24 protein-coding genes are annotated in these 14,647 nt (G+C 40.6%); 20 read left to right on the forward strand and 4 right to left on the reverse strand.

Features of this window, described 5'->3' with window-relative positions; translation table 11 throughout:
- Positions 1 to 348 precede the first annotated feature (348 nt).
- Complete coding sequence (locus HMPREF0106_RS22120) at positions 349 to 768, reverse strand: hypothetical protein (protein ID WP_008642475.1); 420 nt, start codon at positions 766 to 768, stop codon at positions 349 to 351.
- 362 nt (positions 769 to 1,130) lie between these two features.
- Here HMPREF0106_RS22120 and HMPREF0106_RS22115 point away from each other — a divergent pair, with 362 nt between their 5' ends.
- Positions 1,131 to 1,376 (forward strand): hypothetical protein, encoded by a 246-nt coding sequence (locus tag HMPREF0106_RS22115; RefSeq protein ID WP_005650576.1) that lies wholly within the window; start codon positions 1,131 to 1,133, stop codon positions 1,374 to 1,376.
- A 269-nt stretch (positions 1,377 to 1,645) separates the two neighbouring features.
- On the opposite strand, the gene HMPREF0106_RS22110 is transcribed toward HMPREF0106_RS22115, so the two are convergent.
- The 3 genes from HMPREF0106_RS22110 to HMPREF0106_RS22100 form a co-directional block, all read right to left on the reverse strand.
- The gene (locus tag HMPREF0106_RS22110) at positions 1,646 to 1,840 is read right to left on the reverse strand and encodes a hypothetical protein (protein WP_225982644.1); all 195 of its coding nucleotides are present in this window, start codon (positions 1,838 to 1,840) and stop codon (positions 1,646 to 1,648) included.
- Positions 1,841 to 1,902: 62 nt separating this feature from the next.
- On the reverse strand, positions 1,903 to 2,103 hold the full coding sequence (locus tag HMPREF0106_RS27645) for a hypothetical protein (protein ID WP_005650570.1): 201 nt from the start codon (positions 2,101 to 2,103) through the stop codon (positions 1,903 to 1,905).
- Positions 2,104 to 2,133: 30 nt separating this feature from the next.
- Positions 2,134 to 2,577, reverse strand: coding sequence for a helix-turn-helix domain-containing protein (locus HMPREF0106_RS22100; RefSeq protein ID WP_008642480.1), 444 nt, complete (start codon positions 2,575 to 2,577; stop codon positions 2,134 to 2,136).
- Between the two features lie 144 nt (positions 2,578 to 2,721).
- Between HMPREF0106_RS22100 and HMPREF0106_RS22095 the strand changes: the two genes are divergently transcribed.
- The 19 genes from HMPREF0106_RS22095 to HMPREF0106_RS22015 all read left to right on the forward strand — a co-directional run bounded on the left by HMPREF0106_RS22095 (position 2,722) and on the right by HMPREF0106_RS22015 (position 14,646).
- On the forward strand, positions 2,722 to 2,967 hold the full coding sequence (locus HMPREF0106_RS22095) for a hypothetical protein (RefSeq protein WP_005655486.1): 246 nt from the start codon (positions 2,722 to 2,724) through the stop codon (positions 2,965 to 2,967).
- Positions 2,964 to 3,515 carry a helix-turn-helix domain-containing protein gene (locus HMPREF0106_RS22090; protein ID WP_005655483.1) on the forward strand — a complete coding sequence of 184 codons (552 nt, stop codon included), beginning with the start codon at positions 2,964 to 2,966 and terminating at the stop codon, positions 3,513 to 3,515. Before HMPREF0106_RS22095 ends, HMPREF0106_RS22090 begins: the two co-directional genes overlap by 4 nt.
- A gap of 14 nt (positions 3,516 to 3,529) precedes the next feature.
- Complete coding sequence (locus HMPREF0106_RS22085) at positions 3,530 to 3,742, forward strand: hypothetical protein (protein WP_008642482.1); 213 nt, start codon at positions 3,530 to 3,532, stop codon at positions 3,740 to 3,742.
- Positions 3,743 to 3,745: 3 nt separating this feature from the next.
- Complete coding sequence (locus HMPREF0106_RS22080; RefSeq protein ID WP_005655479.1) at positions 3,746 to 4,030, forward strand: hypothetical protein; 285 nt, start codon at positions 3,746 to 3,748, stop codon at positions 4,028 to 4,030.
- A 1-nt stretch (position 4,031) separates the two neighbouring features.
- Positions 4,032 to 5,993, forward strand: coding sequence for an AAA family ATPase (locus tag HMPREF0106_RS22075; RefSeq protein ID WP_008642483.1), 1,962 nt, complete (start codon positions 4,032 to 4,034; stop codon positions 5,991 to 5,993).
- A gap of 8 nt (positions 5,994 to 6,001) precedes the next feature.
- Positions 6,002 to 6,940, forward strand: coding sequence for a recombinase RecT (locus HMPREF0106_RS22070; RefSeq protein WP_008642484.1), 939 nt, complete (start codon positions 6,002 to 6,004; stop codon positions 6,938 to 6,940).
- A gap of 6 nt (positions 6,941 to 6,946) precedes the next feature.
- Entirely contained in the window at positions 6,947 to 7,675 is a 729-nt protein-coding gene (locus tag HMPREF0106_RS22065) for an MBL fold metallo-hydrolase (protein WP_008642485.1), read from the forward strand.
- Between the two features lie 4 nt (positions 7,676 to 7,679).
- Positions 7,680 to 8,111 carry a hypothetical protein gene (locus HMPREF0106_RS22060; RefSeq protein WP_007219313.1) on the forward strand — a complete coding sequence of 144 codons (432 nt, stop codon included), beginning with the start codon at positions 7,680 to 7,682 and terminating at the stop codon, positions 8,109 to 8,111.
- A 131-nt stretch (positions 8,112 to 8,242) separates the two neighbouring features.
- Positions 8,243 to 8,872 (forward strand): hypothetical protein, encoded by a 630-nt coding sequence (locus HMPREF0106_RS22055; RefSeq protein WP_009038909.1) that lies wholly within the window; start codon positions 8,243 to 8,245, stop codon positions 8,870 to 8,872.
- Between the two features lie 43 nt (positions 8,873 to 8,915).
- Positions 8,916 to 9,350, forward strand: a complete 435-nt coding sequence (locus HMPREF0106_RS22050) for a hypothetical protein (protein WP_005655465.1) — start codon at positions 8,916 to 8,918, stop codon at positions 9,348 to 9,350.
- 25 nt (positions 9,351 to 9,375) lie between these two features.
- A complete protein-coding gene (locus HMPREF0106_RS22045; protein ID WP_005655464.1) occupies positions 9,376 to 10,134 on the forward strand; it encodes a hypothetical protein in 759 nt (252 codons plus the stop codon).
- A 74-nt stretch (positions 10,135 to 10,208) separates the two neighbouring features.
- Positions 10,209 to 10,997, forward strand: a complete 789-nt coding sequence (locus HMPREF0106_RS22040; protein ID WP_232286748.1) for a hypothetical protein — start codon at positions 10,209 to 10,211, stop codon at positions 10,995 to 10,997.
- Entirely contained in the window at positions 10,918 to 11,577 is a 660-nt protein-coding gene (locus tag HMPREF0106_RS22035) for an AAA family ATPase (RefSeq protein WP_225665232.1), read from the forward strand. The genes HMPREF0106_RS22040 and HMPREF0106_RS22035 overlap by 80 nt, the downstream gene beginning before the upstream one ends.
- Positions 11,574 to 11,837, forward strand: a complete 264-nt coding sequence (locus HMPREF0106_RS22030) for a hypothetical protein (RefSeq protein WP_005655461.1) — start codon at positions 11,574 to 11,576, stop codon at positions 11,835 to 11,837. Before HMPREF0106_RS22035 ends, HMPREF0106_RS22030 begins: the two co-directional genes overlap by 4 nt.
- A 7-nt stretch (positions 11,838 to 11,844) precedes the next feature.
- Complete coding sequence (locus HMPREF0106_RS22025) at positions 11,845 to 12,315, forward strand: hypothetical protein (protein ID WP_005655459.1); 471 nt, start codon at positions 11,845 to 11,847, stop codon at positions 12,313 to 12,315.
- A 152-nt stretch (positions 12,316 to 12,467) separates the two neighbouring features.
- A complete protein-coding gene (locus HMPREF0106_RS22020; protein ID WP_005655458.1) occupies positions 12,468 to 13,283 on the forward strand; it encodes a ParB/RepB/Spo0J family partition protein in 816 nt (271 codons plus the stop codon).
- On the forward strand, positions 13,280 to 13,441 hold the full coding sequence (locus HMPREF0106_RS27325; RefSeq protein WP_005655457.1) for a hypothetical protein: 162 nt from the start codon (positions 13,280 to 13,282) through the stop codon (positions 13,439 to 13,441). The genes HMPREF0106_RS22020 and HMPREF0106_RS27325 overlap by 4 nt, the downstream gene beginning before the upstream one ends.
- Before the next feature lie 5 nt (positions 13,442 to 13,446).
- Entirely contained in the window at positions 13,447 to 13,623 is a 177-nt protein-coding gene (locus HMPREF0106_RS27330) for a hypothetical protein (protein WP_005655456.1), read from the forward strand.
- A 12-nt stretch (positions 13,624 to 13,635) separates the two neighbouring features.
- Entirely contained in the window at positions 13,636 to 14,646 is a 1,011-nt protein-coding gene (locus tag HMPREF0106_RS22015) for a radical SAM protein (RefSeq protein WP_005655454.1), read from the forward strand.
- Position 14,647 lies beyond the last annotated feature (1 nt).

Genomic DNA, 14,647 nt, shown 5'->3' on the forward strand with positions numbered 1-14,647 from the left:
TGTAATATTCTGATAATCAAATAAATAGTTATTTTTAAGCCTAAAAATAGCGTTTTGCCTAAGCAAAATTTGCAAATGATTGAAATACAGTGTGTTATAAGCGTTATTTTGCCTAAGCAAAAATATAGCCTTTTTTCGTTTGCCTAAGCAAAATTTGTAAGCTGTTATAGTTCAGTGATTTACAAGCCTATTTTTGCTTAGGCAAAATTTTATGCAAGTTATAAGGGATAATATATACTAATATATAATATTATATAGTTAATTAAGAGTAAATATATGAAATAGGGGTGTGGGGGAAGAACAAAAAAAGGCACTTATGGAAGTGCCGTAATTTTACTTTGGTAGATTCTATTTTGTTTCTACGCTAATTATGTCCGATATATCTTTGTTGAAATGATAAGTGCAATTAGTAATTGCATATCCCCCATAGGAGTTTTTGGCTCTATATCTATGGGAAATCTCCCAAGCTAAAGTATCGTATGGATTTATACCCTTGTTTTCAAACATAGCTTTGATTTGTTCTAATTTTGAGTTAATGCTATCTGTTGGGAACTCTCCATCCGTTGCTCTTTTAACGGTTTCCACTAATGCTTTAGACATAGGTGTGACTATTCCTATTTTCCCCATATCCATACACTCATAACTATCAGGGTCTTTTAAATTATTCTCCAAATACCTATTTATTAGTTTCTCAGCTTTACGTTGCGGAGTGTCGCTATTACATCCTGTTATCAAAGCTATCAGGCAAAGCATTAGCAAAGTTTTCATAAGTGTGTATTTAACGGTTGTACTTAGCAAGCTACTGTAATACACACGAAAGCGTGGGATTACTCCGAGGATTAAGAGGTACGACCAAGCACCTAACAGCCCATACAAGAGTAATGCCCACGCAAAGCGCAGGCATTAGCAAATTGTCTGAGGGCTGTTTCTGAAATTTGGTCGTTTTCTTAATCCCTACAACAATAGCCAATGCTATTTAGTGATATTTTAATTCAGCAGCAAATATAGTGTATTATTTGTTATAAAAATAGTCTTGCAGTGTTATATTTATAATGACGTATCAAAAATATATAGGTTTTTGTTTCCAAATAAACGGGGATTTTGTACCTTTGTAGAAAATAGTAGTTTATATGGGTAATTGGAGCGTACAACAAGAAGCTAAGAAAGAGGTCAAGGAGAAAGAAAGAACAAGTAGGGAAACGCTTGGAAAATTCTTCTACGACTTGGCTAAACTTGTATTTACGGCTATGGCTTTAGTTGGGGGCGTTTCGCTGATAATTGATGAGCCTCAGATAAAACAAGGGGTGTTGCTCGCAACAGGAATGCTACTGACATATATATTTGCTTCTATAGGTTATAACATTTTAAAAAGATAGAAATATGGATTTTATGATTATGTTTTTCTCTATATGCTCAGTAATAGGCATTGGAATCTTAATTTGGTTTAAAACCAAAAGCGGTAAAAGATGGTTAGCTAATTTATGATATGGAAATGTTAGGAGCTATCTTTACCGTTGGAATAGTCGTGACGGGTGCATTTATGATTTGGCTAAGAACAAAATCAGGCAAGAAATGGCTCGCTAATTTATGATATAGAATGTTTGTAAGAAATAGCCCTATGCAGACTAATAATGTTTGCATGGGGCTATTTTTGTTCTTCAAACATTCTTCCAAATCCAGTAAGCAGCCATTTGGCACTTACTCCATACTCCTTAACCATAGGATACAACCAAGATAATTGAAACCATCCACGCTCCAAGTCTTTTCTTTGCGCAATAAAATTTCTTCTATCTATGTTGTTGAGCCTACAGTATGTATTTACTCCTCTTATTTTCTTCATGGCTATAATGGCATCCAGCGCACTATAGAACCTTTCCATTATTTGCTTGCTTATAACGGTATTCATTGCGATATATGGCTCTTCAAGTTCTCTATATCGGATTTTAGCAACTCCAATTCACCTGTAGGCTCATTGGTTATTATAGCCGTAGTAATAGCGTTGGATATTTCCCTTTGCGCATCTAATACCCTATCGGGGTTTACCCGGTTAATTAAAAGAACTTCTTTGTAGAGGTTTATAACCATTCTGTAATACTTTTCCATATCAATACTTTCTTTGCTTTAAACCAAACACTATACGGCATTGGCACATCCGGCAGGATTCTCCATTTGGGCACTTCCCTTTTTAAGTTCCTCTATTTCGTTTTGCAATCTGCCTATCAATCTATTCAACCGTTCTATTTCCTTATCTTTTTCTACTAACATTCCATAAGGTGCAATCAGCTTGTCATTCATCATCTTTACGACTTGTCTTGAAAAAGCGTCAGCACCAGCAAACATGAAATCTTCGGGAGTGACTTCTTTTAATATCGTATTTTGCTTTGGTGATATATCCGAATAATACTTTGAAATATCACCGAATTTAGACTGCAATATATCCAATTTCTCTTTTGAAATAGGTTTTATTCCGTTTTCTATATTTGAAATATAGTTTTGTTTACACATTAATATCTCTGCCAACTCCTTTTGAGTAAGTTTTCTATCAAGCCTAAACCTCTTTAAATCAAATCGTTGCATATAAATAGAATATTTTTAATAGAAAATATATCCAAAAAGTTTTGTTATATTCGGATATATAGCCTATATTTGTTGCGTAATTAAATAAATGACATTACAAATATAGCCAAAAAGCGTGTTTGTAGAACATATAAATTAGAGAAAATGAAAAAAGTAACCCAAAAAGACTATCAGTCTTTTATTCAGATTTACAAAGGATTGCCTGAAAGGAGTGCTGTAAAAGCTCCAAAAACTGAGTTTGTGGAGGAAATAGCGGCTCTGTGTATGTGTAGTACCAAGACGGTACGAATGTGGATTCATGGCGTACAAAAGCCGGATGCCCTCAAACAAAAGATGATTAGTGATAAACTGGGCGTTCCAGCCGATATTTTATTTCCTGTTACAGAATGAAAGCTATAGAGTTCTACACAACCCCGGAGGGTGAAGTTACTATGCGCCCTATCGGAGAAGCCGAAAGGCAGTTGAAAGAAACTGATACCGACTTTATCCAAGCTTTCTTGGCTATACTGAGGGAGTTTTATCCCGAAGCATACGATGCGCTTATGGATATATACTCTAAAAATTCAAACAACAAGAGGTATCGGGATTTCATAGCGGTGCGTAGATTCATTAAATGCAACTTCGGTCTGTATGACAACATGATTGATGTAGATGAGAATTGGAACTTTAATTTTGAGTTTGTAGGTTGTCCATTACGTGGAGAATGCAAACATGATAAAGTTATTTGCGCTCCTAAATTCAACTCTAAGTTGTCCGATAGGCAAATAGAAGTTATGCGAATGCTCTATGATGGGAAAAACGATTCAGAAATAGCCGAAAAGCTGTTTATCTCTTTAAATACCGTGAACAACCATAGAAAAAACAGTTTCCGAAAGGTGGGAGTACATTCAATGGCTGAATTTATGCGGTATGCTATGACTAACAATCTTTTCAAATAACAAATGCAACACCGATGAAAGGAGAAACTTTAGCAAACCTTATCCAATGTGGCGTTACGCTACTTCTTGGCATTATTGCCCTTGCTGGGGCATTGTTCTGTAATGCCTCATTTCACTTCTTTACCGCTATGGCTTGTTTTTGGCTGGCATGGGTTTTCTATACCGACAATGAGTATGGGATAGTAAGTGTTAGAGAATATTTTAAGAACCGCTACAAAAAGGACTGACTTATGGCAATTCAGATGGAACTATACGAGTTAAAGAATCTCTGTATGGAAATGGCTTCTTTGGGTGCTGCCAACTATGTAAAACAGACTATCCCGGCAAAAGACCTCATTTCACAACGTGAAGCATACAGATTGTTTCAAGAGTGCCGGGTGAAACGCTGGCAAAAAGACGGCAGAGTTTCTACTATCCGTGGCGGTAGCTCTATACATTCCAAAGTATTGTATTCACGTGCCGAACTTATGGCAGTGGATAAATCAGAGAAAATCAACTCTATAATTAATAAGTGATATGCGAACAATCAAATTAAAATCATTATCCCTTGTGAATTTTAAGGGAATCAGAAGCCTAAATATCGGTTTCTCCGATGCGGAAACGCTGGTTGCTGGAGAAAATGGTACGGGCAAAACAACTGTGTTCGATTCATTCCTTTGGCTTCTTTTTGGAAAAGACAGTACGGGACGGTCGGATAGTAATTTCAACATTAAAACGTTGGATTCGGACGGCAAGCCTATTTTGCACCTTGAACACTCCGTTACTGGTGTACTATCAGTGGATGGCAAGACGGTAACACTGCAACGCTGCTATGTGGAAAACTGGGTCAAGCCACGTGGAACTACGGAAGAAAGCCTAAAGAATCATGCAACAGAGTTCTATTTGAACGGTGTTAAGTTGGCTACCAAAAAGGAGTATGATAGTGAAGTAGCTGCCATCATCCCGGAAGATGTTTTCCGAATGATAACCAACCCTTTCTACTTTACATCAATGAAGCCGGAAGCGCAAAAAGAAATCCTTTTGGATATGGTAGGAACGCTTACCGACCAAGACGTAGCGCAGACCAAGCCCGAATATTTGGAGTTGCTGGCTCAGTTGTCCGGCAGGAGCATCGCCCAATACGCCAAAGAGGTAGCCGCCAAGAAAAAGGCTTGCAAAGATGAATTGTCAGTTATTCCCTCTCAGATAGAAACGGCTCGTAAACTTATGCCGGAGGAAGAGGATTGGGTAGCCATTGATAGTGAGATTGAGGATAAAAATGCCCGTATTCAGCAGATAGAGGAACAAATTGCCGACAAATCAAAGCTGAATGAGCAGGAATATCAACGTAAGGCTTTTATCCAAAAGCAAATAGGTGAAAAACGCCTACAACTCAATAGTAGAATGAATGAAATCGCTACAGAAGCTAACAAAGGGCGCAATGAGGCATCTTTGAAGCTGAACGAATTGGAATATTCGTTGCGTACTGAAAAAGCCTCTTTAGACAGAAAAAGGCAATCGGTTGCGGATATGGATATTGAGATAGAAAAGCTTAATACCAAATTGTCCGCATTGCGTGGTGAATTTTCATTTATCAGCAAGGAGGAACTTACCTATAATGAGGGTGAATTTATTTGCCCCACTTGCAAACGTCCTTTGGAAATTGAGGATATAGAAGCCAAGCAGCGTGAAATGCAAGCCAACTTTAACGCTAATAAGGCGGCACGTCTGAAAGCGAATAAAGAGGCTGGCATGGCTAAAAAGCAACGGCTTGAAGAAATGCAAGGGCTTAAAGACCGTACCAATGCCGAAATCGAGGAGCTGGAACAAAAGATAGAGCGTATCAATGCCGATATTCAACAAGCAAAGGCTTCTATCCCCGAGGCGCAAAACGTGGAAGCAATGATAGCATCCGACCGAACTTGCATTGACATCAAGAACGAGATTGTCGAACTTGAAAATCAGCTCAAAGTGGATGCAAAGATTGTGGACGTGTCGGAACTGCAATCGGAGAAAAGAACTTTGAATGAAGCCGTGCAAGGCTTATACAAGCGTTTGGCAAACCGTGAACAAATCGGCAGGGCTGAAAAGGAAATCGCTTCTTTGGAAGAAAAGCGCATTGCCAACAATCAAAAGTTGGCAGACCTTGAAAAATGGGAGTTTACGGCACTCCAATTCCAAAAGGATAAGGATGCGGAGCTGTTGAAACGCATTAACGGAATGTTCAGATATGTATCATTCTCCTTTGTGAACGAACAACTGAACGGAGGCGAAAAACTGACGTGTGTATGCACCGTGAACGGTACACCTTTCCTTGACGTGAACAATGCCGGACAAATCAATGCCGGAATAGATATAATCAATGCCATTTGCACGGCAAAGGGGGTATCTGCACCGATTTTCGTTGATAATGCGGAAAGCGTGAATCAAATAATCCCATCACTCAGTCAGATTATCCGGCTGGTGGTAACTACGGACAAAGAACTAACCATTAAATAATTGCGATTATGACACAGCAAGCGACTACAACCATACAACAGGCTGCAAATGGTGGGCAGGTAGCTACTCAAAGAAAGCCTGTAGATATTCTTAAAAGCATGATGAATGCCGAAAGCGTACAAGAACAATTCAAAAATGCGCTTGGTAAAAATTCGGCAACATTCGTAGCCTCTGTAATTGACCTATACAACGGAGATAGCAATCTGCAACTCTGTAATCCTAAACAGGTGGTAATGGAAGCACTCAAAGCTGCCACGTTACATTTGCCAATAAACAAGGCTTTGGGCTATGCTTTCATTATCCCGTTCAAAAACTCCAAAAAGGATGAAAAGGGCAACTGGATTAAAGTGTATGAGCCGACTTTTCAAATGGGCTATAAGGGTTATATTCAGCTTGCCATGCGCACGGGACAATACCGTACCATCAATGCGGATGTGGTGTATGATGGTGAGTTGCGCAAGGTAAACAAACTGACCGGGGAAATAGCCTTTGACGGTGAAAGGAAAAGCGATAAGGTGATAGGCTATTTCTGTTACTTTGAACTTATGAACGGCTTTAGCAAGACTTTGTACATGACAGTGGAGCAAATGGCAAACCATGCAAAGCGATACAGTAAAGCCATCACAAGCGATAAGGATGTAACGGTTGAAAAGTTGCTGAATTTGGCTAATTTGCCCGTTTCTCCCGATAGCAACAAGGTTGGTTGGATGGGTAACTTTCACGGAATGGCACAAAAAACCGTTATCCGTAATTTACTGAGTAAATACGGCTATTTGTCCGTAGAAATGCAAAATGCCATCACCAATGACTACGAGGGTGACGAAACTTCACAGCGTGAAATATTGACCGACAATTACGCAAACAAACAGTTGATTGATGCGGAAGATGTGAGCTTTGAAAGCGTGTCAAGCGAGCAACAAGCGGAAACTATTGACCCCGGATATTGATAGCGTATGAAACTGATAGTTCTTGGTTCAAGTAGTAGTGGCAACTGTTACATTTTGGATAACGGTAATGAAGCTCTGATTATAGAGGCTGGAATCCGTTTCCAAGAAGTCAAGAAAGCGTTGGATTTCAATCTGAGAAAGGTTGTAGGGTGTGTGGTAACGCACGCCCACAACGACCACGCCAAATATATTAAGGCAATGGTGGATAGTGGATTTCACACGTTGGCATTACGGGAGGTATGGACTGCAAAGGGCGTTTGGGATTCCCGTTCTTTGGTGGTTAAAGAGGGCAAAGGCTATAAGATGGGTAATTTTAAGGTACTTCCTTTTCCTGCTTGCCATGATGTGCCATGTGTCGGCTATCTGATAGACCACCCCGATATGGGAAAGATGGTATTTCTTACCGATAGCTGTATGTGCGAATATCAGTTCAAGGGGCTTAACCATGTGCTGATAGAGTGCAATTACTCTGATAAGAAGCTCATTGAGGCGATTACAGCCGGGCGCACGTTGCCCTCACAGCGTGAACGTCTGCTTACCTCACACATGGAGCTTACTACGTGCAAGGGTTTTTTGGAAGCAAACGACTTATCCCATGTTTCGGAAATCGTGCTTTTACACCTTTCCGAGAATAATAGCGATGAGCCTTATTTCATATCGGAGGTAGAAAGGCATACGGGGAAAGTGGTTTATGCGGCAAAGCCGGGTTTAACGATTGATTTAGACAGAACATAAGGATATGGCTAAACTCCAAGTAGAAAAGAGAAACGGGTTATTTGATTTGAAGCCTCTATACGAATGGATGCGTAACGCTTTGGATGGTATTTATAGGATAGAGGTTAAGAAAGTCAGAAAGCCACGTTCTTTAGACCAAAACGGGTGGTTGTTCGGGTGTATTTACCCTATCCTTTTAGACGCTCTTTTGGAAGCTGGTTGGGAGTTCGTTTCAGTAGAACAAGTGCATGAGTTTTTTAAGGCTCAAATGACGGCTGACAAAGTGGTAAATAAGCACACGGGGGAGATTATAGAGTTCCCGTGTTCTACAGCCACTATGGACACGGTGACATTCTCCACCTATTGCGAAAAACTGAGGGAGTACGCCAAAGAGTTTCTGAATGTGGATATTCCCGACCCGGATAAATATTGGAGAAGCCATGAAAAGAATACCTAACAGCGTGGTATCTGAGCTGATACGCTTAGTGCCCATTTTGATAGCAAATATTCCACCCGGACAAAGTACGAGAGTGGATAACGCAATAAGATTAACAAAGAAGATTATCAACAAATTAAAAACATTGAAAGATGAAAGTAGAAATTGAAGAAAGCAAGTTGCAAACAGCTTATGCAAATGCTTGTGATGGAGTTAAGGATTTTATGGAAAGCCTGTTTGGAAAGAAGGTGTTTGAGGCTGCAAAGCCCACGTTGGACGATTACAAGACTATCCGCACGTATGAGGATGCTTGTGTGGCGTTAAAACAAGATGCAATAAGAGTGGATAGTGTGAATAGAGATACTACCACAGTTTTAACCAATGGAGGTGATAGGGTAAATATGCCATCCCATATTGTTGCTCTTATGAAATTAGAAACTATTAGTCGAGCTTTGTGGGGTAGAGATTTCCAGCCAAAGCCGGATGGAGAGGGAAGCAAAGTGTATTGGTATCCGTGGTTTGCTTTGTATACTAAGAAAGAAATTAATGATATGTATCCCGAACAAAGAGGTGCCCTTTTGTCTGCTACTGCGCATGCTGGTGCGGCTGCGGGTTTCGGTTCTCTGTATGCGGGTCATCGTTCCTCGTATGCATTTGCGGACTTTGGGTTCCGCTTGTGCCAAGAAACAGAAGAAAAGGCTAAGTATTTCGGGCAGCAATTCATTGAACTTTGGGCTGAATATTTGAAATTCAACTTTACCGTTGGAAATCGCTTGAAATAAAAGTGTGTTTATTAAACATATTATTAACTAAAAACAAGGTGAAATGAAAGACATCATGTTAGCCGATACCCCGGTGGAACAAAGGGCACAGATTCTACGTGATAGCTGCGACCAAATTGTAGAGCGTAGCTACACACGCAAATTCGACCAAGAAGAAATCAACGAAAGGAGGGCAGACCTCGCTAACGTGGCGATTCAAAAGGCGGATTTGGAACAATCATTAGCGGAAATCAGAGCCGATTACAAAGGCAAAATCAAGCCTTTGGAGGAACGCATAGTTAAACTTCGTGACGAACTGAAAGCTGGGGGCGATTGGATTAAGGGCGACTGTTTCAAGTTTGTAGATGAGGAAGAAAAAATGGTTGGCTTCTACAGCCCGGAGGGTTATTTGCTGGAACAACGCCCCATGACACAAGACGAAAGGCAGCGTAACGTGTTCCGTGCTATCCGTGCGGATAAAACGGGTACAGACGATTAAGTATTAATAATTAAAACATTTCAAAATGGAAAATCAAGAAAAAGGATTAACCGTGAACATCGGTGAGTACAAGGGTGAAAAACCTATCGAAGTAGTGTACAGAATTGGTAATGCTCCTAAAGCATTGGACGAATTGCCCATTAAGCAACCGGAAAGTATTTCTGTATCAGGTGTTATCAGAACTCCGTTAGATTGGTTGGAAAAGCGTATTGACACCATCGACCAAAAGCGTGCGAATATTAAGGTAAACCGTGAGAAAATGAGTATCACGCTTACCGTGAATGAGGATGATTATTACACCAAAAACACCTTTGTAGGTACGGTGGAATTATCGGAAGTCTTTTCAAAGTTCGGTATCAATGACGGAGAATGTGGCTGGATTCCGGCTAAACTGGGGCAGTTCCTGCGTTTGAATCGTGGCGTATTCATGCAAAAAGAGGATTGTATGAAGCTCGTTTCGGTATTAAAGAACTTCACGGCTAACGCCAAGACAGAAATTCAGAAACAGCGTGACCCGTCCGGCTCTATGGCTGAGGTGTACCGTTCACAAGTAGAAAGTAATTTGCCCAAGAGTTTCACGATTAACATCGCCATTTTCAAGGGAACTGCAAAAACACCTATTGAAGTTGAGTTCGACCACTATCTTTCTAATGGTGATGTGTTGTTGCAACTTGTTTCGCCCGGTGCTAACGAACTGGCAGAGGACTATAGAGATAAGTGTATTGACGAGGTGTTAGACGGCATTCGTGCCATTGCCCCGGACATTGCTATTCTTGAAATCTAAATACTATATCGTGGGGGAGAAATCCCCCACTTATAACAGCTCATAATATGGCTAATAAAAAAATCATACCGCCTATGCCTTTCGATGCCACCGCTTGGTTATCCAACAATGCGGCTATGAGGTTGTCATTTGCTTGTAAGGGCTTGTGGCTGGATATGCTTTGCTGTATGTGGGTGAGTATAGAGCGTGGGGTTATGATGAAACCTATTGGCGGTGCGTACACGGTTGATGAATTAGAAGCCCTCTACGGAAGTGGAACAAAGGAGCTGATAGAATCATTGATTAACGCTGAATTATTGTCTGTAAGGAATGATGGGGCTTTGTACAACGCTGATATGGTTAAGATGGAATCAATACGGGTAAAACGGTCTGAGGCTGGGAAAAAAGGTGGTGTAACTATGGGTAAACGGATATTAGCCAAAGTTGATGCGCTTGTGGAAACGCCACCGACAGAAATGCCACATACACCTTCCCCAACGGCTGAAACGCAACACGGGGCGCAAGCAGACCTATTTCCCGATGATTTGCCGGAGAATCCACCGCCACTGACTGATGAACAACAGCGGAAGATTGCAAAAGCCAAGAAGTACAATTATGCTGATTACGTTACTTTGACACGTGATGAATACGCAAAATTATGTACCGAATATGGCGAAGAAGCCGCTAAAGCGATGATTGATATTCTCAACAATTACAAAGGTTCTAAGGGTAAGAAGTATAAATCCGATTACCTGACTATTAGGGGCTGGGTAAAAGATAAGTATTACGAAAATATGAATAGATATGGACAACAAACTGGTACAACGGCTGCAACAGATATTGGCAAACCAAGCGCAAAGAGGACTTTTAGGGACACGCTTTAAGATTGAGAAGTTTCCCGAACAGGACATAGCGGAAATGCTAAGGATGTGTTATCAGTCAGAAGTTGAGCGCAGAAACATGAAGTATGTTTCGGATGAAGCCACGTTGGAAAAGATAGGCAAAGCGGCTAAGTTCCTTTGCGGAAACGGAAAGTTCGGCTTGCTTCTGTATGGTACGGTAGGAAGTGGTAAAACCACGCTTGCAAAGGCGATATGCAACATTATAGGTATCTTGTACAATAGTGATTTATCTTCCGAAAGAAAGGGAGTGTACCGCATATCAGCTTTGAACCTTGCCAAGTCAATAGCCGATGACCCGACTTATTTCAACAAGCTAAAGAATCAAGAACTTTTGTTTATTGATGATGTGGGCACTGAACCAGCAAGCGTGAAAAGTTGGGGCAACGAGTTTTCCCCGGTTACTGAATTAATCTATGCCCGATATGACAGGCAGCTATTCACTATAGCCACTTCCAATTTGGCAGATGAGGAATTTGGCGACAGGTACGGAGAGCGTATTGCTGATAGAATGGAAGAAATGTTTGAACGGCTGCACTACAGCCAAAAAAGCTATCGAAAATGAGATTTGCGCTCAGAAACAAAACAAAGCTCATTAATGCTTTCGGTGAAGCGTATTACAACGAACTTATTGCAAGCATTAATAGCTTTCAATCTAACTACACGCCCGATTGCCATTATTGGAACGAGGCGATACAAAAAGAAATGCTGGATATGCCAAGTAGTACCCACCCGGATAAGACATTTTCGTTTGCCATTGTGAGCGAAATGTGGGATGTGATAACGCTTGCTTATTATTCAGAAAGTAATACACCAAGTAAATAATAAAGCTATGCAACACCAAAAATCAGAAAAGAAAAAAGTGGTTGTGACCTTATGCCGTGTATTCCCAGTTACACATTCTTTGGCTGGAAAGCCTACAGAGTTTGAGGGCAAACTAAAAGAGCATAAGAAGATACATACTATACGCTACAATAAGAATGGCGTGTGGGATAAGAGATATAAAGATATTGCATCCGGCAAAAAATATCTTTCAGTGCGTGAATGGACGGGCAGACCGTACAACTCTGAGCAGAGAGAGTTTGCCCAGTATGATAAAATAGGTCTACAGCACATTACTATGACCTATGGTGTTGATGATGCCGTTCCTCAGATATGGATTGATGGTAAACAAATTCCCATTGAAATAGTGGCAAAGAATGATGGTCTGACAGTTGAGCAATTTGTGGAATGGTTCTTTGGTGAATCAAAAAGTAACGTGTTTGAGGGCGTTGTGTTACACTTCACTTCATTTAGGTACTGATATGGGAAAAGATGATATAAAGCATTGTAGTGAGTGCAAATATTACTGGTGCGAGCCTAAGTCAATGCAGATGTATTGCTATAAACTGGCGAAGCGGATAACGGCAAGAAAGAAGTTTTGTAAGCACTATGAACTAAATAAATGACAGTAGTATGGAAACGAATAAAACGAAGAATACAGACCTATTTTTGATTGACCCCCGTAATATCGTGGTTGTGGACGGTTTCAATGTAAGACGTGATTTTGACCTTGACGAACTGAAAGAGCAAATAAAGGCAAAGGGTGTCTTAAATCCTCTGACGGTTATAGCCTTTAAGGATGATGAGGGCAACGAGAAATATAAATTGGTGGATGGTGAACGCAGGTATAGGGCTACCATGTTGGCTATATCCGAGGGTGCGGATATTCCTTATGTTCGTGCCATGAAAGCCCGAAAGGACGCTTCTACTGAAGAATTGTATATTCAACAGATGATGCGTAACGAGGGTAAGAAATTTACCGAATACGAGTGCGCTATCATGTTCAGACGTTTCAAAGAAGAATTTGGATATAGCCAAGTTGAGATAGCGGATAAGTTCAAGAAAAGCCCGGCTTTCATAAGCAAATGCCTTTCCTTGTTGGATTTGCCCCCGTACATTCAAGAAAGGATTATGAAAGGGGAATTGTCGGTTAAGGCGGCTAAGGAGATTGCCGCCAATTATGGAAGTGAGAAAGAACAAGTAAAGGCTGCAAAGTCGGCTGTGGATAACGCCAAAGAAAACGGTAGGGTTACAGCTACCAATAAGGAGGTTCTTAATTCTCTGAAAGATTCTAAAGAAGCAAAAGCCATTGCGGAAGCTCTGAGAAAGGTTTGGGCTTATTTGGATGGTGAGGTTATCGTGGACGTGGATAAGCTGGCAAGGCTATTGGATAAGACGGAAAGCCTTAGCCAAGCGATGAGAGAATACAAGAAAGGGGGCATAAAATGAAACTGAGAAAAGAAAAGGAACAAATACCTGCGGATTTCCGCAAACAAATGTATGAGAACTACAAAGCCAATATGACTTTATACGGTAAACCAATTCTCCCGTACAAGCAATGGCTGAAAGACGTGTTTAACACTAAATTACCTTGTTGTGGTAAATAGATGGCATGAAAACGCTGATGATTGATATAATGCTGAATGACCGCTTTTATGCGGCTTTCAGATATAAGTATTGCCCAGCTTTCAAATTCGACATTGAGGATATGACTAACAAGGTTTATGAGCGATACCCCACCCTGCGAAAAAGGGCTATGAATGGCGAAAAAGTAGTATTTGCATTTTAATGATTTGAAGATATGGAAATTAAAAAGAAGATAGTAGTGCCTACGGGCGAAATATATACCGCTATAGGTGAAAAGGGAATGTTGGAGTTCCTTACGGTTGGAGATTATGGTAAGAACGCTAATATCAAAGCGGACTTTTTGGGGATTACCCGTGATTTGAACGGTGTACCCAATGGCGAGCCGATGCCTCTTACTGAAAAATGGGTGATTACCATTTCCACACAGTACGGTTGCTCTATGGGCTGCAAGTTCTGCGATGTTCCAAAAGTGGGTATTGGGAGAAATGCCACTTTTAATGATTTGAAAGGAGAAGTGCTAACGGCTATCAAGCAACACCCGGAAGTGAAGCACACGAAACGTCTAAACATACATTATGCACGTATGGGAGAGCCTACATGGAACGCAAATGTGTTACTTCATGCAATCAGTGTAAAGAAGGACATAGAGCCGTTTATAGGCGATTCTTTGGTACACCCGGTTATAAGTACAATGCTGCCAAAGAGAAATAAGAAGCTGGTTGAGTTCTTACATAAGTGGTGTTACTACATAAAGAACGAGCTTTATAAGGGTGATGCCGGACTTCAATTCTCCATCAATACAACGAATGATGAAGAAAGAAATTATCTGTTTTCGGGTAGTTCGCTTTCACTTGGTGAAATATCAGAAATTGGAAAATCGCTGCCTATGCCTGTTGGCAGGAAATATGCCTTAAACTTTGCTTTGGCAGATGATACACATATAGACGGTAAGCGTTTGAGAGAGCTTTTCAACCCCGATAAATTTATGTGTAAGATTACCCCATTGCACCGAACAAATAGCTGTGATGAGAACGATTTGCACACAAGTGGAGGCTATGAGCTGTTTACCCCATATAAAGCCGTGGAGGAAGATTTGAAAGGCAACGGATTCGATGTTATTGTGTTTGTCCCCTCTTATGATGAAGATAACGGGCTTATCACGTGTGGAAACGCTATCCTATCCGGGAAAGTTCCTACTTCAAGTTACCAAGAAACAATATACTGAT

This window comes from Bacteroides sp. D22 (assembly GCF_000163675.1).
Classification (GTDB): Bacteria; Bacteroidota; Bacteroidia; order Bacteroidales; family Bacteroidaceae; genus Bacteroides; species Bacteroides xylanisolvens.